The sequence below is a fragment of the Aliiroseovarius zhejiangensis genome (genome assembly GCF_014656375.1).
In the GTDB taxonomy this organism is placed as follows: domain Bacteria; phylum Pseudomonadota; class Alphaproteobacteria; order Rhodobacterales; family Rhodobacteraceae; genus Aliiroseovarius; species Aliiroseovarius zhejiangensis.
This window is the reverse complement of record NZ_BNCH01000001.1, coordinates 328,121-343,874: the sequence shown is the minus strand read 5'-3', so window position 1 is coordinate 343,874 and position 15,754 is coordinate 328,121. Positions and strand designations below refer to the sequence as shown.

The 15,754-nt window shown below is 61.2% G+C and carries 15 protein-coding genes, 3 tRNA genes and 1 pseudogene; 14 read left to right on the top strand and 5 right to left on the bottom strand.

Annotated elements, in window-relative coordinates; translation table 11 throughout:
* The first annotated feature begins 123 nt into the window (after positions 1 to 123).
* The 5 genes from IE188_RS01605 to IE188_RS01585 all read left to right on the top strand — a co-directional run bounded on the left by IE188_RS01605 (position 124) and on the right by IE188_RS01585 (position 1,596).
* Positions 124 to 199 (top strand) — tRNA-Val (locus IE188_RS01605).
* 96 nt (positions 200 to 295) lie between these two features.
* Positions 296 to 886 (top strand): histidine phosphatase family protein, encoded by a 591-nt coding sequence (locus IE188_RS01600; RefSeq protein ID WP_191284721.1) that lies wholly within the window; start codon positions 296 to 298, stop codon positions 884 to 886.
* Positions 887 to 968: 82 nt separating this feature from the next.
* Positions 969 to 1,045, top strand: a tRNA-Asp gene (locus IE188_RS01595).
* A 137-nt stretch (positions 1,046 to 1,182) separates the two neighbouring features.
* A tRNA-Asp gene (locus IE188_RS01590) sits at positions 1,183 to 1,259 on the top strand.
* Between the two features lie 85 nt (positions 1,260 to 1,344).
* Positions 1,345 to 1,596, top strand: a complete 252-nt coding sequence (locus tag IE188_RS01585) for an RND transporter (protein WP_191284720.1) — start codon at positions 1,345 to 1,347, stop codon at positions 1,594 to 1,596.
* 46 nt (positions 1,597 to 1,642) lie between these two features.
* On the opposite strand, the gene IE188_RS01580 is transcribed toward IE188_RS01585, so the two are convergent.
* Positions 1,643 to 3,019, bottom strand: coding sequence for a M20/M25/M40 family metallo-hydrolase (locus tag IE188_RS01580; RefSeq protein ID WP_191284719.1), 1,377 nt, complete (start codon positions 3,017 to 3,019; stop codon positions 1,643 to 1,645).
* Positions 3,020 to 3,287: 268 nt separating this feature from the next.
* Between IE188_RS01580 and hemA the strand changes: the two genes are divergently transcribed.
* The 4 genes and pseudogenes from hemA to ispG all read left to right on the top strand — a co-directional run bounded on the left by hemA (position 3,288) and on the right by ispG (position 7,141).
* Positions 3,288 to 4,511 carry a 5-aminolevulinate synthase gene (gene hemA, locus IE188_RS01575; RefSeq protein ID WP_191284718.1) on the top strand — a complete coding sequence of 408 codons (1,224 nt, stop codon included), beginning with the start codon at positions 3,288 to 3,290 and terminating at the stop codon, positions 4,509 to 4,511.
* A gap of 113 nt (positions 4,512 to 4,624) precedes the next feature.
* Positions 4,625 to 4,876: pseudogene (locus tag IE188_RS16870) on the top strand (helix-turn-helix domain-containing protein); the annotation flags it as partial.
* A complete protein-coding gene (locus tag IE188_RS01570; RefSeq protein WP_407648170.1) occupies positions 4,877 to 5,917 on the top strand; it encodes a DUF4115 domain-containing protein in 1,041 nt (346 codons plus the stop codon).
* 99 nt (positions 5,918 to 6,016) lie between these two features.
* Positions 6,017 to 7,141: a flavodoxin-dependent (E)-4-hydroxy-3-methylbut-2-enyl-diphosphate synthase gene (gene ispG, locus IE188_RS01565; protein ID WP_191284716.1), complete on the top strand. Its 1,125-nt coding sequence runs from the start codon at positions 6,017 to 6,019 to the stop codon at positions 7,139 to 7,141.
* A gap of 238 nt (positions 7,142 to 7,379) precedes the next feature.
* Here ispG and IE188_RS01560 read toward each other — a convergent pair whose 3' ends face one another.
* The 4 genes from IE188_RS01560 to ccmI all read right to left on the bottom strand — a co-directional run bounded on the left by IE188_RS01560 (position 7,380) and on the right by ccmI (position 9,804).
* The gene (locus IE188_RS01560; protein ID WP_229836401.1) at positions 7,380 to 7,763 is read right to left on the bottom strand and encodes a hypothetical protein; all 384 of its coding nucleotides are present in this window, start codon (positions 7,761 to 7,763) and stop codon (positions 7,380 to 7,382) included.
* An 87-nt stretch (positions 7,764 to 7,850) separates the two neighbouring features.
* Positions 7,851 to 8,078: a DUF1289 domain-containing protein gene (locus IE188_RS01555; RefSeq protein ID WP_191284715.1), complete on the bottom strand. Its 228-nt coding sequence runs from the start codon at positions 8,076 to 8,078 to the stop codon at positions 7,851 to 7,853.
* The gene (gene ruvX, locus IE188_RS01550) at positions 8,078 to 8,542 is read right to left on the bottom strand and encodes a Holliday junction resolvase RuvX (protein ID WP_191284714.1); all 465 of its coding nucleotides are present in this window, start codon (positions 8,540 to 8,542) and stop codon (positions 8,078 to 8,080) included. Before ruvX ends, IE188_RS01555 begins: the two co-directional genes overlap by 1 nt.
* Positions 8,539 to 9,804 (bottom strand): c-type cytochrome biogenesis protein CcmI, encoded by a 1,266-nt coding sequence (gene ccmI / locus IE188_RS01545; protein ID WP_191284713.1) that lies wholly within the window; start codon positions 9,802 to 9,804, stop codon positions 8,539 to 8,541. The genes ruvX and ccmI overlap by 4 nt, the downstream gene beginning before the upstream one ends.
* 214 nt (positions 9,805 to 10,018) lie before the next feature.
* Between ccmI and IE188_RS01540 the strand changes: the two genes are divergently transcribed.
* From IE188_RS01540 to IE188_RS01520, 5 genes are all read left to right on the top strand, one after another.
* The gene (locus tag IE188_RS01540; protein ID WP_191284712.1) at positions 10,019 to 11,266 is read left to right on the top strand and encodes a sarcosine oxidase subunit beta family protein; all 1,248 of its coding nucleotides are present in this window, start codon (positions 10,019 to 10,021) and stop codon (positions 11,264 to 11,266) included.
* A 104-nt stretch (positions 11,267 to 11,370) separates the two neighbouring features.
* A complete protein-coding gene (locus IE188_RS01535) occupies positions 11,371 to 11,820 on the top strand; it encodes a hypothetical protein (protein ID WP_191284711.1) in 450 nt (149 codons plus the stop codon).
* Positions 11,814 to 12,137, top strand: a complete 324-nt coding sequence (locus IE188_RS01530) for a sarcosine oxidase subunit delta (protein ID WP_191284710.1) — start codon at positions 11,814 to 11,816, stop codon at positions 12,135 to 12,137. Before IE188_RS01535 ends, IE188_RS01530 begins: the two co-directional genes overlap by 7 nt.
* Positions 12,134 to 15,151, top strand: coding sequence for a sarcosine oxidase subunit alpha family protein (locus IE188_RS01525; RefSeq protein WP_191284709.1), 3,018 nt, complete (start codon positions 12,134 to 12,136; stop codon positions 15,149 to 15,151). The genes IE188_RS01530 and IE188_RS01525 overlap by 4 nt, the downstream gene beginning before the upstream one ends.
* Positions 15,144 to 15,698 carry a sarcosine oxidase subunit gamma gene (locus IE188_RS01520; protein WP_191284708.1) on the top strand — a complete coding sequence of 185 codons (555 nt, stop codon included), beginning with the start codon at positions 15,144 to 15,146 and terminating at the stop codon, positions 15,696 to 15,698. Before IE188_RS01525 ends, IE188_RS01520 begins: the two co-directional genes overlap by 8 nt.
* Positions 15,699 to 15,754: the final 56 nt, after the last annotated feature.

The window sequence follows — 15,754 nt, the reverse complement described above, 5'->3', positions numbered from 1 at the left end:
CCATACGTGACGTAAGGCAAAGTGCAACCATTTGCGGTGACCGGACGAGGGTCAGATTTTTTGCCTACTGACGCAAAACCGCTCTTGCAATCCCCTGTTGGCCAAGGCTATTAGCAGCAGGGCGGGTCGTTAGCTCAGTTGGTAGAGCGCTTCGTTTACACCGAAGATGTCGGGAGTTCGAGCCTCTCACGACCCACCATATATCCCCGTCATTTCCTTACATTTCGTCCGGATCATATTGTATCTACGAAGTGCGCGCGGGTTGACCGAACCTGCTGATTGAATAGGGGCGGTGATGTATCATCCCGAATTGTTTGTCATTCGACATGGTCAGACCGAATGGAATGTGGCCCGGCGTCACCAGGGGCGGTTGGACTCGCCGCTCACCGCACAGGGGCGCAAGCAGGCCGGTGATATCGGGGTGACACTGCACCGGCTGCTTGCCGGGCGCGATGACGTTCGCGCCTATAGCTCGCCACAGGGCAGGGCGCTGGAGACGGCGGCACTGGCGCTGGAGCCGCTGGGGTGGTCCGTGCAACGGGATGCCCGCTTGTGCGAAATCGCGTTCGGGGCGTGGGAAGGGCTGACGCAGGACGAGATCAATGCCCGTTGGCCCGCGCTGGCGTCCTTGGCGGAAGTGGATCCGATCAGCTGGCATTTCACGTCGCCCGGCGGCGAAACCTATCTGGATCTGGCGCGCAGGGTGGATGCGTTCCTGTCGCAACTTGCGGGTCCGGCCGTCATCTTCACGCATGGCATCCTGTCACGGGTGTTGCGTGCGCGTTGGTTGGGCCTGAACGAACACGATATGCTGGGGCTTCCGGGCGGTCAGGGGATCATCTTTCACCTGTCTGCCGAAGGCGGTCATCAGGTGATCGAAAAATAATCTGCAAAAACGACATTGGCCGCTTGACGCCCCCCGACCTGCGGCCTAGAACGCCCGAACAAGCCGCAAGGCTTGGCAGTGAGCGGTTGTAGCTCAGTTGGTTAGAGTACCGGCCTGTCACGCCGGGGGTCGCGGGTTCGAGCCCCGTCAACCGCGCCACCACTGCCTGAAAAGCGCCCCGCCCCTGGCGGGGCGTTTTCATTTTCGGAGTTGGGATTCTATGGCGGGGGGCTGTCCGCCGACATATGATTTCCCATTGACGACCCATCATGCCCGCTGTATTCACGCCGCCACGCGCGGTTGTAGCTCAGTTGGTTAGAGTACCGGCCTGTCACGCCGGGGGTCGCGGGTTCGAGCCCCGTCAACCGCGCCACTTCACCACATCGTCAGCCCGTGGTCCGGGCGATATTCTGCCTTCGTTGGCGACCAATAGTCAGGAATGCAGGATTGTGACGGGCATGGAAAAGCGTGGAATGATGTCGATCTTCGACGACATGTCATTTCCGATCGTCATCATTTTCTGCCTGACCATCGGTCTTGCCCCCTTTGCCCCGCCTCATATCTGGGAAAAGCTGGTGATGCTGTTCTCCGGCACGTTGGTGCGCCCCTTGGACATTCTGGATCTGCTGATGCATGGCGGGCCGTGGGTGATCCTGCTGATCAAGCTGGCGCGGTATTATCGGTCCGGCCCGACATCGCGCGAAGGATAGGGGTCGGCCCGACACGCCAAGTGCCGGACCGGAGGTTCGCGATCGCTCAGCTCAGCTCTGCCAGAATGCGTGCCCAGCTTCGAATGCCCTTGTGGAAACTTTCCAGGTCATATTTCTCGTTCGGGCTGTGGATGTTATCGTCATCCTTGCCAAAGCCGATCAGCATTGCATCGACGCCCAGAATATCCTTGAAATACCCGGCTATGGGGATCGAACCTCCACACCCTGCGAAGGCCGCCGGAATGCCCCATTCATCTGTCAGCGCCTTGCGGGCCTGTTCAAACATCGGATTGTCGGTCGAGACCTGCGCGGCGGGTGAGCCCTTTTCCGTGCGGTATTCGATGGTGAACCCGTCGGGCAGGCGGTCTTCCAGATAGGCGCGGAAGGTCTTGCGGATCGCGTCGGGGTCCTGCTTGCCCACCAGCCGGAAGCTGACCTTGGCTGAGGCTTTGCTGGGCAGCACGGTCTTGAACCCATCGCCCGTATAACCGCCCCAGATGCCGTTCACGTCGCAGGTGGGGCGTGACCACAGCATTTCGATCGGCATACGGTCCTGTTCGCCCGCCGGGTCTTTCAGCCCGACATCGCCCAGAAAGGCCGCATGGTCGAAATTCAGCCCCTGCCACTGGGCGCGCATGTCGTCCGACAGCTCTTCGACCCCGTCATAGAAGCCGGGCAGGGTTATGCGACCCGTGTCGTCATGCAGGTCGGCCAGCGCGCGGGTCAGGACGCGGATCGGGTTCATCGCGATACCGCCATACATGCCCGAATGCAGGTCGCGGTCAGGCCCGGTGATGGTGAAATCCTCGCAACTCATGCCGCGCAACTGGGTGATGATCGCCGGAGTTTTCGATTCGAACAGCCCCGTGTCACAGATCAGCGCGATGTCCGAGGTCAGTTCCTCGCGGTTTTCCTCCATGAACGGGATCAGCGACGGCGACCCTGATTCTTCCTCGCCCTCGAAAAACAGTGAAATGCGGGCGGGCAGGGTGCCGTGGACGGCAATCCAGGCGCGGCAGGCTTCCACGAAAGTCATCAACTGCCCCTTGTCATCCGACGACCCGCGACCCCGGATGACCTTACCTGCGGGCGTGTCTTCCACGGCGGGTTCAAACGGTGGGCTGTCCCACAGATCCAGCGGGTCCACCGGTTGCACGTCGTAGTGACCATAGAACATCAGATGCGGGGCACCCTCCGGGCCGGGCGCGTGGGCCACGACCATCGGATGACCGGGGGTTTGCCGCTTATCTGCCTGAAACCCAATGGATTTCAGATCGTTCACAAGCCAGTCCGCCGCCTTCTGACATTCAACGGCATAGGCTGGGTCGGTGGAAATGGACGGGATGCGCAGCAACTCCAGCAGGCGGTCCGTTGCGGCGTCAAGATCCGCATCAATGCGGTCCAGAACAGGGTCGAGCGTCATTGCAATGCTCCAATAGCAGGTGTGTTTGGCGCAGACCCTATCAGTCCCAAAAGTCCTGTCCACCCTGCGCAAGAAAGGGGGCGTAGTGTCGCGGAATCCCTGAAAAGGGTTCCGTTTGAGATGGATCAATGTAAAACCCAAACCGAAACCGTTAACACGGCAAGAAATGACATTCGGGGAAAAACATATCCAATTTTTGAATATGTTTGTGAGGTGATACCCTGTATGTTGTGCGAACGAACAGGATCAGACCGGCCAGGAGGGTAACTTGGATTACAATCACGAGCTTGATGCAGCGCTGCAACGCCTGCATGACGAAGGCCGCTATCGCACGTTCATCGAGATCGAGCGCCGTCAGGGCCAGTTCCCCCACGCCACCTGGAAGAAACCCGACGGGTCTGAGACCCCCGTGACCGTCTGGTGCGGCAATGACTATCTTGGCATGGGCCAACACCCAGCCGTGCGCGACGCCATGCACGAAGCGATCGAGGCGACCGGCGCTGGTTCGGGCGGGACACGCAACATTTCCGGCACGACCGTGTACCACAAGCGGCTTGAGGCCGAAATCGCGGATTTGCACCGGAAAGAAGACGCGCTGATCTTCACCTCGGCCTATATTGCCAATGACGCGACCCTCTCGACATTGCCGAAACTGTTTCCCGGCCTGATCATCTATTCCGATGCGCTGAACCATGCCTCGATGATCGAAGGGGTGCGCCGCAACGGCGGGGCGAAACGCATCTTCCGCCACAATGATGTCGCCCACCTGCGCGAATTGCTGGAAGCCGACGATCCTGCGGCACCCAAGCTGATCGCGTTTGAAAGCGTCTATTCCATGGATGGCGATTTCGGCCCGATCGAAGCGATCTGCGATCTGGCCGATGAGTTCGGCGCGCTGACCTATATCGACGAGGTTCACGCCGTGGGCATGTACGGCCCGCGCGGGGCAGGGGTGTCAGAGCGTGACAACCTGGCCCACCGGATCGACATCATCAACGGCACATTGGCCAAAGCCTATGGGGTGATGGGCGGCTATATCGCGGCCTCGGCCAAAATGTGCGACGCCGTGCGCTCCTATGCGCCGGGCTTCATCTTCACCACCTCGCTGCCGCCTGCCGTCGCCGCAGGGGCCGCCGCGTCGGTCAAGCACCTGAAAACGGATCAGGCCCTGCGTGACGCGCACCAGACCCAGGCCAAGGTCCTGAAAACCCGCCTGAAGGCGCTGGGCTTGCCGATCATAGACCATGATTCGCACATCGTTCCGCTGATTGTCGGTGACCCGGTCCACACCAAACAGCTGTCTGATATGTTGTTGGAAAACTTCGGAATTTACGTCCAGCCGATCAACTTCCCGACGGTGCCGCGCGGCACCGAGCGGTTGCGGTTCACCCCGTCCCCGGTGCACGGGCCGAAAGAGATGGATGCGCTGATCAACGCGCTTGACCAACTATGGTCACATTGTGAGCTAAATCGCGCCGAACTGTCAGCTTAAGCTGGATCACTGACTGCACATTTTGTGAGAATATGTTAACCTCCGTTCAGGGAAGGCAGCGCACACGAATCGTTGGCTTCAAACGGGACACATGAGGCACGAGGAGCAGCTGTATGATCGGGCGTTGGAACACGCCTCGGGTCGAGGAAGAAGACAAGCCGACGGGCTTTGATTCTTATGACCTGCGGCTTGGCGATGTCATGCGAGGCGAACGCGCCACGCTTGGCAAATCGCTGTTGGATGTCCAGCGTGAATTGAAGATCAAGGCCACCTATATCGCCGCCATCGAAAACGCCGATGTTTCCGCGTTCGAAACGCAGGGTTTCATCGCCGGTTATGTGCGCTCTTATGCCCGCTATCTGGGGATGGACCCGGAATGGGCCTACAAGACCTTTTGCAAGGAAAGCGGATTCACGACGGCGCACGGCCTGTCGGCAAGTGTCTCGAAGCAGGCGGACAAATCCAAACCCGTCGCGAAACGGGCCGATCACAGCGGCGACCCGCTGGCAAATCCGAATGCGAACTGGGTGCCCCAGTCCGAAAGCATCTTTGCCGGGATCGAACCCGGTGCGGTTGGATCGGTTGCCGTGCTCGCGGCGCTGATCGGATTGCTTGGCTTTGGCGGATGGTCAGTGCTGCAGGAAATACAGCGCGTCGATTTCGCGCCGATTGAACAGACGCCGGGCGTGCTGGCCGAATTGCCGGATGTGGGCGACGGCCCTGCATCGTTTCGGGATGAGGACGGATCCGAGCTGCTGGCCGCAGCGGGGGCGGGCCTGAGCCAGCCACCATCGGCCGAAGCTCTGGATCGGCTTTATCGCCCGCAAGCCCTGGAGGTTCCTGTCCTGACCCATCGGGATGCGCCGATCTCGACGCTCGATCCGGCGAGTGTTGGCGTTCTGGCCGGTGTGACCACGCCCGATCTGGGGGTAGCGCCGACATCGTTCGGGACGCCCATGAACGGCGCGACGATTGCTGATCGTGATACCCCGCGGCTGGCTGTGAACGAAACGTCGGCGACGGCCGAAGGCGATCCGGCCAATGCGGCACCAGCCGTACAGGTGCTGGGCGCGCAAGCCGCCGAGGTCGCGGTGTTCGCCGTGCGTCCCTCGTGGATTCGCATCCAATCGGCGGACGGCACCGTGATCTTTGAGAAAATTCTGGATGCGGGTGAACATTATGTGCTGCCCAAGACCGAACAGGCCCCTGTGATGCGCACCGGCAATGCCGGGTCCGTTTATTTCGCCGTGAACGGCACGGCCTATGGTCCTTCGGGGGACGGCCCGTCGGTGGTGAAGAACGTGGCCCTGTCGCAAGAGGCGCTGACAGAAGCCTTCGCCGTCGCAAACATGGAAAACGACGCCGATCTGGCAACCTATGTGGCCGAGCTGAACCTGTCCCGGTAACCACTGAAATCACAGCCCGGTCGAGGCGTTGTGTGCTTGTCGCCACGCCCGCCGCGCGCTATCCCTGACCGCAAACTTGTCGGCGAAAGGGGGATCCCCATGTCTCACAATCCAATCCGTCCCTGGCGCAATATCGAACGTCGGAAATCGCGGCAGGTCATGGTGGGCAATGTGCCGGTCGGTGGCGGCGCACCGATTGCCGTGCAAACGATGACGAACACGGACAGCTCGGATGTAAAGGCAACTCTGGCACAGGTGTTGGCGGCGGCCGAGGCCGGGGCCGATATCGTGCGCATCTCGTGCCCCGATGTCGCGTCGACGAAAGCCCTGAAAGAGATCACCGCCGAAAGCCCGGTGCCGATCGTGGCCGACATCCATTTCCACTACAAACGCGCCATCGAAGCGGCCGAAGCGGGCGCGGCCTGCCTGCGGATCAACCCCGGCAACATCGGCGATGAGACCCGCGTACGCGAGGTGATCAAAGCCGCGAAGGACCACGGATGCTCGATCCGTATCGGCGTCAATGCCGGATCGCTGGAACGTCATCTGTTGGAAAAATACGGCGAACCCTGCCCCGAGGCGATGGTGGAAAGCGGGTTGGATCATATCCGCATCCTCGAAGACAATGATTTTCACGACTACAAGATCAGCGTGAAGGCGTCAGACGTGTTCCTGTCTGCCGCCGCCTATCATGGCATTGCCGACGCAACGGACGCCCCGATTCACCTGGGCATCACCGAAGCGGGCGGGTTTGTGTCCGGCACCATCAAAAGCGCCATCGGTCTGGGCAGCCTGCTTTGGGCCGGAATCGGCGACACGATCCGCGTCAGCCTGTCTGCGGACCCGGTGGAAGAGGTGAAAGTGGGGTTCGAGATCCTCAAAAGCCTTGGGCTGCGCCATCGGGGTGTGAACATCATTTCCTGCCCGTCCTGCGCCCGTCAGGGGTTTGACGTGATCCAGACCGTCGCCACCCTGGAAGAGCGCCTGGCCCATATCCACACCCCGATGAGCCTGTCGATCATCGGTTGCGTGGTGAACGGGCCGGGCGAGGCATTGATGACGGATGTCGGCTTCACTGGCGGCGGCGCCGGGTCGGGTATGGTCTATCTGGCGGGCAAGCAGGATCACAAGCTCGACAATGAAAAGATGATCGACCATATCGTCGACCTTGTCGAAAAGCGTGCCGCGGAGCTCGACGCACAGGCCGAGGCCGCCGCTGAATAACGGGAACAGGGGGCGTTGCCCCCTCGAGCCAAGGGCTCTCACCCCCAGGATATTTTTAGCCAGAAGAAGCGCGGATGACACGCAACTGCGCGGTAGGCGGCATAGACATGACCATTCAGCCTGCCGATCCTTCAACGGCTGGAGAGCCGCCCCCGTGTTCTTCTGGCTGAAAATATCCTGGAGTGAGCACCAAGGGTGCGAGGGGCAAGGCCCCTTTGTTCGGGGCCGCCGCTGGTGGTCATTGTGAGATTTGTGTGATGGATCGGATCGGGAAGCGAAGCCCCTCCTGTGTGATCAGCACCAGATCGTTCTCATGCAATACGTACAGGTCGCAGCGGGACATCCCGGTCACGAAGGTGATGCAGGCCGTGCCATCCGCTTCGATCCGGTAGTGCCCGAACCACGTTCCCCCGCCGCCATAGGTGTAGGCGTACCTTCCGTCCGTGTGGAAGACCGACAGAGCCCCGTCATGGAACGTCAGGGTTTGGCCCGTGATCAGGCGGGTCAGGTCTGTTTGGTCAAGCCGGTTATCGGTCGGGCGTGTTTTCCAGTCGATGGCGAAAAGGGGGGACGCAATCACCAGCATCGAAAGCGTGATCGCACATCGAATGAGTAGTGTCATGGCCAGCCCTTTTTCCGCATGCATCCTGAGCATCATAGGGGGCTGACCTGTCAGGCCGTTTCACGTTTCCGGTCGCAATGGTCACGTCTATGCGAGACGGCCCTTGCGACCCCCGCGCCGTGTTGCCACTTGCGATTTTCGGCCTGGCAGGTCCGCCAGAACCGCGCGTCGGGCATCGGGTGACAGGCGGGACCAGCCGGCAATCTCGTCCATCGTGCGATAGCATCCTGTGCAGATGCGCGCCGTCGGGTGAACGACGCAGACCTTGATGCAGGGGCTGTCCACCTCGTCCCGTTTCCAGATGTCGTCCGACATTACAGATGCCTCATTCGGTCCAATACACCTTGCAGGATATACCCGGCGGCGACGTGGTCGATCACCTCGGCGCGACGTTTTCGGGACGTATCCGCCTCGAGCAGGGCGCGTTCGGCGGCGACGGTGGACAGACGTTCATCCCAAAAGGTGATCGGAAGGTCGGTCAGTTTTTCGAGGTTGCGGGCAAAGGCGCGGGTGGATTGGGCGCGCGGGCCTTCGCTGCCATCCATGTTGCGGGGCAGGCCCAGGATCAGACCGCCCAGGTCACGCTCCTTTGCGATTGTCAGCACTCTGGCTGCATCGGCGGTGAACTTGGTGCGCCTGATCGTTTCCAAAGGGGTCGAGATCTGCCGCATCCGGTCGGACACCGCCACGCCGATGGTCTTGGTGCCAAGGTCCAGACCGGCAAGGGCGGTCATCGGGGGCAGGGCGCAGGCGAAGGCTTCGACCGTGTCCAGGATCACGGGGCAACCCCGGCCTGTCGGGCGGCATCGCGTACCGTGGTCAGCGCCTCGGGGTGGTCCTTGAACCGGGTTTGTGCTTCGTCCCAGATGGCGCTGGCGCGTTCGGTATTGCCGACGACGCCCAGCACGCTGATCAGGCGGGCCCATTCCTCGGGCGTGCCGCCTTCGGTGGCGAGCCGGTCAGAGAGCTGGTCGATCATCCCCTGGATCATCGCGGTGCGATCCTCTTCACTCATCTCCTGTGCGGCGGCGATGTCGTCGGCGCTGGGGCCGGACAGGTTCGGGGCAGCGGGGCGCGTTGGGGCTTCCGGCGGCGTGTAGTCAACACCGGCATAGGCCGCGAGGCTGCCGATTTGCGAGCGCACCGAGGTCCACCAGATCGCAGTTTCCGGCCCCTCCTCGAGCAGCCCGCGCCACAGGCGGAACGCCATGTCGGGGCGGCCGTTCTGGGCAAACAGCAGGCCGGTGTAGTAACGCGCCAGCTGGTGATTGGGGTCACGCGCCATCGCATTTCTGAGCATCTCTTCCGCCTCGGGTGAAATGAAGCCACCGGCGGCGTTGACCAGAAGGTCGGCTTGCCTGACGTAATCATCCGCCGTGGCGGCGTCGCCTTTCACCTCAAGCAGATGTCCCATCGCTTTGCGGGCGGCGATCATGTTGCCAAGGGCGGCTTCGTGTTGGGCCAGCAGGTCCAGCCCCCGCACGTCGTCAGGGTTCTTGGCGACCGCATCGCGCAAGCCCTGGATCAGGTCAAGATAGTCGGCGGGCGCTTCGGCAGGGGGGCCGGGCCAGGGCGGCATTTCGGCTTCGACTTCGGCCTGGCTGGGACGGCTTTCGCGCATTTCCTGGCTCATCGCGATGCGCTTGTCACGTCCCAGGTCCTGCAACCCCGGCGAGCCCAGCACCCAGTAAAGCCCGAACGCACCCGTGGCCAACAGAATGGCACAGAGGGCGATCGTGACCTGGCTGATTGTCTGAGGGGCATCCGTTGGCCGCGCCTTGGCCTGTGCGGCCTTGTCGGCTTCCAGCAAGCGGCGCGAAATCTCGACCCGGGCGCGGTCGGCGTCCTGTGCGGTCACGGTGCCGCGCGCCACGTCACGGTCCAGTTCGTTGAGCTGGTCGCGATAGACCTTCATGTCAGAGCTGAGCCGGGTGGCATCGCCATCGGTCAGGTTCTCATCGTTGCGCGGGCGCAGCATCTGCCGCGCCAGAACAAGAATGGTGGCAAGGGTCAGCGCCCCGATGATCAGCCAGAAAACCATGTTTCCTCCGCGAGCTTGCGTTTCCCCTTGATGTAATGCGCAACGAGGTCGGACAAAACCCTTAAAGACCCCCTGCGACAATCACGTTCTCGCTGGGAAAAGAAAATCGTCGGGCATGTCGCCTTTTTCTTTCCATATGACGCAGGATTGCGCTTCGAAATCGTCGCTGAACGCTAAAAACGACATGAACACTCTGCCCGATCGGGAGAATCGCATGCGACGTTATTCGGCATTTGCCATTGCGCGGGAAGCTGCGCGTTATCATCAGGGATGGGAGCGGGCCTGGGCATCGCCGAAACCCAAGAAGAAATACGATGTGATCATCGTGGGCGCAGGTGGCCACGGATTGGCCACGGCGTTCTATCTGGGCAAGAATTTCGGTATCACCAATGTGGCGATCATCGAAAAGGGCTGGCTGGGTGGTGGCAACACGGGTCGCAACACCACCATTATTCGCTCGAACTATCTGCAAGACCCCTCGGCGGCGATCTATGAAAAAGCGCGGTCTCTGTACGAGACGATGAGCCAGGACCTGAACTACAACGTCATGTTCAGCCCGCGCGGTGTCATGATGCTGGCCCAGACCGAAAGCGAGGTGCGCGGGTATGAGCGCACGGCGCATGCCAACGCGCTGCAAGGTGTGAAGACCGAGTTCATCAGCCCCCAGCGCGTGAAAGAGCTGGTGCCGATCATGAACATCAACGGCCCGCGCTATCCCGTTCTGGGCGCGTTGTGGCAGGACCGCGCGGGCACCGCGCGCCACGATGCGGTGGCGTGGGGCTATGCGCGGGCGTGCTCTGACATGGGCATGGACATCATCCAGAAATGCGAAGTGACCGGTGTGCGCCAATCAGGCGGCAAGGTCACGGGCGTTGACACCAACCAAGGACAGATTGATTGCGACAAGCTGGCGATGGTGGTGGCGGGCAACGCAAGCCATCTGGCTGACATGGCGGGCTTCCGTTTGCCGATGGAAAGCGTCGCGCTTCAGGCTCTGGTGTCCGAGCCGATCAAACCCTGCATCGACGTGGTTGTGATGGCCAATACCGTGCACGGTTACATGTCTCAGTCCGACAAGGGCGAGCTTGTGATTGGCGGCGGTACCGACGGGTATAACAACTACACCCAGCGCGGATCGTTCCATCACATCGAGGAAACCGTGCGCGCCCTGGTCGAGACCTTTCCGATCATCTCGCGCCTGAAAATGCTGCGCCAATGGGGCGGCATCGTGGACGTGACGGGCGACCGCTCGCCCATCATCGGCAAGACGCCGCTGGGCAACTGCTTTATCAACTGCGGCTGGGGCACCGGCGGCTTCAAGGCGATCCCAGGATCGGGCTGGGCCATGGCCGAAACCGTCGCCAAAGGCGAACCCGGCGCACTGGCCGGCGCATTCGGTCTGAACCGCTTCACCGAAGGGCGCTTTATTGATGAAAGCGTGGCAGCGGGGGTGGCGCATTGAACCGAGTTGATGTCCTTTGCTGGCTACTAATTGCGATCTGGTTGGTCGGATCAGTTTATTGCGCTGCAGTTGGTGACGCGGACCTGTTTCAAAGGCTCGGTGCAATGGGTATCGCTGTAGCCGTGCTGTATTTCGTGCTTCAAGAACACGGAACATCGGCGGTACCGGGTCAACGCGATGAAAGCACACTGACCCAGAAGCAAATACTGAGCCTTTCAGAAGGCATAGAAGTAGCAAACGCAAAAAACGCGCTGCTCGCTAAAGTACTTGCATCTCAAATACGCGAGAGTGGTGAAACCCCGAATCCCGTTATTGAGGAGCTTGCAAATGTTCCTCATGGCAAAAGTGAGAGTGCATTCAATCGAGATTTAGAAGCGACTAAACGAGATCTGGATGCCGTTGGCGAACAGCAGAAGAATGCAGATGCATGGGTGTCTCGCACGCTTCGTGCGAGCGAAGTGATGCAGGCTGCGGTCGTAATACTAGGAACACTCCAAACTGGATTTGGAGATTTGATAATCGAACGAGTTTGCTCGAGGAGTATGGCATGCTGATCCTTGAATGCCCCTATTGCGGCGTGATGGCCGATGAAACAGACCTGCATGGCGGCGGCGAGGCGCATCTGAAGCGTTTCGGTCCCGGCTCGTCGGATGATGAGTTCGAGACCTATCTGTTTCACCGCAAGAACCCGAAAGGGATTCATTTTGAACGCTGGCGGCATGTCTCGGGCTGCGGCAAGTGGTTCCACGCGGCGCGCAACACCATGACGCTTGAGGTTTACGGCACCTATTCCGCCCAGACCTATGAGCCGCCCAAGGCGATCATCAACGCGGTCAAAAAGAAACACCCTGAATGGGAGGGCTGGACATGAGCACCCGTCTGGCACAGGGCGGTCGTCTGATCGACCGGTCGAAACCGAAGAACTTCACCTTCAACGGAAAACGCATGAAGGGGTATGAGGGCGACACGCTGGCCGCGGCCCTTCTGGGCGAAGACCAGATGCTGGTGGGCCGGTCGTTCAAATATCACCGTCCGCGCGGCATCGTCGCCTCGGGCGCGGAAGAGCCGAACGCCTTGGTCAATCTGGGGCAGGGCGGGCGTTTTGAACCCAACCAGCGCGTCACCACGACCGAGCTGTTTGACGGGCTGACCTGCACCTCGCAGAACCACTGGCCGAGCCTTGAGTTCGATGTGGGCGTGGTGAACAACTATGCCGCGCGTTTCCTGCCGGCAGGGTTCTATTACAAGACCTTCATGGCGCCGCAGGCGGCTTGGAAACACGTGTTTGAGCCCATCATCCGTAAATCCGCTGGGCTGGGCCAGGTGCCGACCGAGGCGGACGTGGATCGGTACGAACATTACTATCACCACACGGATGTGGTCGTGATCGGTGGCGGTGTGGCTGGTTTGGCGGCGGCTTTGGCCGCGGGCCGTTCCGGTGCGAAGGTTCTGGTGATGGAACAGACCCACCACTGGGGCGGACGTGCGCCTGTAGATGGCGGTGAGATTGACGGGCAGTCGCCCGACGACTGGATCGCCACCACTTTGGCCGAGCTAGAAGGCATGGACAATGTTACCCTGCGCAGCCGCATGATGGGGTCCGGTGTGTATGACCACGGCTATGTGCTCGGTTACGAGCGCGTGGCAGATCATACACCGGGCGACGATCGTCCGCGTCACCGCCTGTGGCGCATCCGGGCCAAGCAGATCGTCACCGCGACCGGCGCCATTGAACGGCCGTTGTCCTTTGCGGGCAACGACATTCCCGGCGTGATGCTGGCCTCGGCCGTGCGTGACTACGCCGTGAACTGGGGCGTGTCCGTGGGCGACCGGACCGTGGTCGTGACCAACAATGACGACGCCTATCGCACCGCGCTGGCGTTGAAAGAGGCGGGGCTGGACGTGCCTGTGATCCTCGATGCGCGCGCCGAGGCCACCGGCCCACTTGCCGAAGCAGCCCGCGCGGCGGGCATCCGGGTGGAACCCGGTCGGGCGATTGCCAAGGTCAATGGCGGCAAGCGCGTCACCGGGGTTTCGATCTGCCTGCAAGCAGGTGAGGGCGCCGCCCTTGAAGACATCGCCTGTGACGCGGTTGCCATGTCGGGCGGCTGGTCCCCCGTTGTGCACCTGTGGTCGCATTGCGGTGGCAAACTGATCTGGGACGAAGCTCAATCGCATTTCCGCCCAGACCCCGACCGTGCGCCCACCAGCCATGACGGCAAGCCCTTCGTGGTGACGGCTGGGGCAGCGTCGGGTCCGCTGGACCTGGCTGGCGTACTTGACGATGCCTATGAGGCGGGCAAGCAGGCAGCGAAGGCTGCTGGCGGCAAAGCCGTGCGCAAGGCTGGCCCCAAGGCCAAGGCCGAAGAGGCGCAGCCGATGGCCCCCGTCTGGATCATGCCGCAGGGTGCAGGGCATCAAAAGCGCATGAAAATGTGGCTGGACTATCAGAATGACGTGAAGGTGTCGGATGTGCAACTGGCCGCGCGCGAGGGCTATGAGAGCGTCGAGCACACCAAACGGTATACCACTTTGGGCATGGCGACGGATCAGGGGAAACTGTCCAATATCAATGGCCTGGCCGTTCTTTCTGATGCATTGGGTCAACCCATACCGGCGACCGGCACAACCACATTCCGCCCGCCTTACACGCCGATCAGCTTCGGCGCGATTGCAGGCGAAGCACGCCACGAGATCTTCCAGCCGATCCGGCGCACGCCAATGCATCAGTGGCACGAAGACGCGGGCGCTTATATGGAACCTGTCGGTCATTGGCGTCGCCCCTATTGCTATGCCAAGCCGGGCGAAACCAATGAACAGGCGGTGCATCGCGAGGTGCTGAACACCCGTGAAAAGCTGGGGCTTCTGGATGCCTCGACTCTGGGCAAGCTGATCGTGAAGGGGCCGGACGCGGGCAAGTTCCTCGACATGATGTACACCAACATGATGTCGAACTTGGCCGTCGGCAAATGCCGCTATGGTCTGATGTGCTCGGAAAACGGGTTCCTCTCGGATGACGGTGTTGTGGCCCGCATTGATGACGACACATGGCTGTGCCACACCACGTCAGGCGGGGCCGACCGCATCCACGCGTGGATGGAGGAATGGCTTCAGACCGAATGGTGGGACTGGAAAGTTTACGTCGCCAACGTGACCGAGCAACTGGCACAGGTCGCCGTGGTGGGTCCCAACGCCCGCAAGCTGTTGGAGAAGCTGGGCGGCATGGACGTGTCCAAGGAAACGCTGCCCTTCATGCAGTGGAAAGACGGCACGATTGGCGGGTTCGACGCGCGGGTCTATCGCATCTCGTTCTCGGGCGAGCTGTCGTATGAAATTGCCGTGCCCGCCAGCCAGGGCCGCGCCTTCTGGGACACGCTTCTTGAGGCCGGTGAAGAGTTCGGCGTCATGCCATACGGCACCGAATGTCTGCACATCATGCGCGCCGAGAAGGGCTTTATCATGATCGGGGACGAAACCGACGGCACCGTGATCCCGCAGGATCTGGGGCTGAACTGGGCCATCTCAAAGAAGAAAGAGGACTTCCTTGGCAAACGGGCACAGCAGCGCAGTCACATGACCGACCCGGATCGCTGGAAACTGGTTGGGCTTGAAACGCTGGACGGGTCCGTCCTGCCCGATGGTGCCTATGCGGTGGGCGAGGGTGATAACGAATACGGTCAGCGCAACATGATCGGGCGCGTCACCTCGACCTATTATTCGCCGACGCTGAAAAAAGGCATCGCGATGGGGCTTGTGAAACACGGTCCCGACCGCATGGGCGAGGTCTTGGATTTCCCCACGGTGGATGGGTCCAACACGGTGATCAAGGCGCGGATCTGCGATCCGGTTTTCTATGACAAGGACGGGGAGAAGCAGAATGTCTAACGCTGTTTCCGCGCTGCAAGGCGCGTCATTTGACGGCTATTGCAAGGTCGATGAGGCCGGGTTGGTCGGCATGATCACCCTGCGTGGTGATCTGTCGTCCGCTGCGGTCGCCAAGGCGGTCAAGACCGCAACGGGCGCAGACATACCAGGGCAAGGCGAGATCACCGAGGGCGTAAAAGGGCGCGCGGGCTGGATGTCGCCTGATGAGCTGTTGCTGATCGTGGATCATGCAGAAGCGCCAAACGTGGTAGATGCAGCCAGCAAGGCGCTGGCGAACGAACATGCATTGGTGGTCAATGTCTCGGATGCGCGCGCCGTCTTTCGTGTGACCGGGGCTGCCTGCCGTGAGGTGATCGCCAAGCTGACGCCCGCCGACACTTCGGTCATGCAGCCGGGCATGCTGCGCCGCACCCGCATCGCCCAGATCCCGGCCGCGTTCTATCTGGAAGATGATGAAACCGCCGTGCTGGTGTGTTTCCGCTCGGTCGCGCAATACGCGTTTGACATCCTGTCCGATGCCGCCAAGCGAGGGGGCGAGGTGGTCTGACACCCCCCCGTGCCGCGTTCGTGCGCGGATAAGTGTACCCGGGGGCAGGGTTTTCC

What these genes read in the sequence shown, in the direction of transcription:
- IE188_RS01530 (WP_191284710.1), top strand. Translation starts at nt 11,814, where the DNA reads ATGCTGATCCTTGAATGCCCCTATTGCGGCGTGATGGCCGATGAAACA.
- IE188_RS01525 (WP_191284709.1), top strand. Translation starts at nt 12,134, where the DNA reads ATGAGCACCCGTCTGGCACAGGGCGGTCGTCTGATCGACCGGTCGAAA.
- IE188_RS01535 (WP_191284711.1), top strand. Translation starts at nt 11,371, where the DNA reads ATGGGTATCGCTGTAGCCGTGCTGTATTTCGTGCTTCAAGAACACGGA.
- IE188_RS01570 (WP_407648170.1), top strand. Translation starts at nt 4,877, where the DNA reads ATGGACCCGGAATGGGCCTACAAGACCTTTTGCAAGGAAAGCGGATTC.
- IE188_RS01600 (WP_191284721.1), top strand. Translation starts at nt 296, where the DNA reads ATGTATCATCCCGAATTGTTTGTCATTCGACATGGTCAGACCGAATGG.
- ispG (WP_191284716.1), top strand. Translation starts at nt 6,017, where the DNA reads ATGTCTCACAATCCAATCCGTCCCTGGCGCAATATCGAACGTCGGAAA.
- IE188_RS01520 (WP_191284708.1), top strand. Translation starts at nt 15,144, where the DNA reads ATGTCTAACGCTGTTTCCGCGCTGCAAGGCGCGTCATTTGACGGCTAT.
- ccmI (WP_191284713.1), bottom strand. Translation starts at nt 9,804, where the DNA reads ATGGTTTTCTGGCTGATCATCGGGGCGCTGACCCTTGCCACCATTCTT.
- IE188_RS01540 (WP_191284712.1), top strand. Translation starts at nt 10,019, where the DNA reads ATGCGACGTTATTCGGCATTTGCCATTGCGCGGGAAGCTGCGCGTTAT.
- IE188_RS01555 (WP_191284715.1), bottom strand. Translation starts at nt 8,078, where the DNA reads ATGTCGGACGACATCTGGAAACGGGACGAGGTGGACAGCCCCTGCATC.
- IE188_RS01585 (WP_191284720.1), top strand. Translation starts at nt 1,345, where the DNA reads ATGGAAAAGCGTGGAATGATGTCGATCTTCGACGACATGTCATTTCCG.
- IE188_RS01560 (WP_229836401.1), bottom strand. Translation starts at nt 7,763, where the DNA reads ATGACACTACTCATTCGATGTGCGATCACGCTTTCGATGCTGGTGATT.
- IE188_RS01580 (WP_191284719.1), bottom strand. Translation starts at nt 3,019, where the DNA reads ATGACGCTCGACCCTGTTCTGGACCGCATTGATGCGGATCTTGACGCC.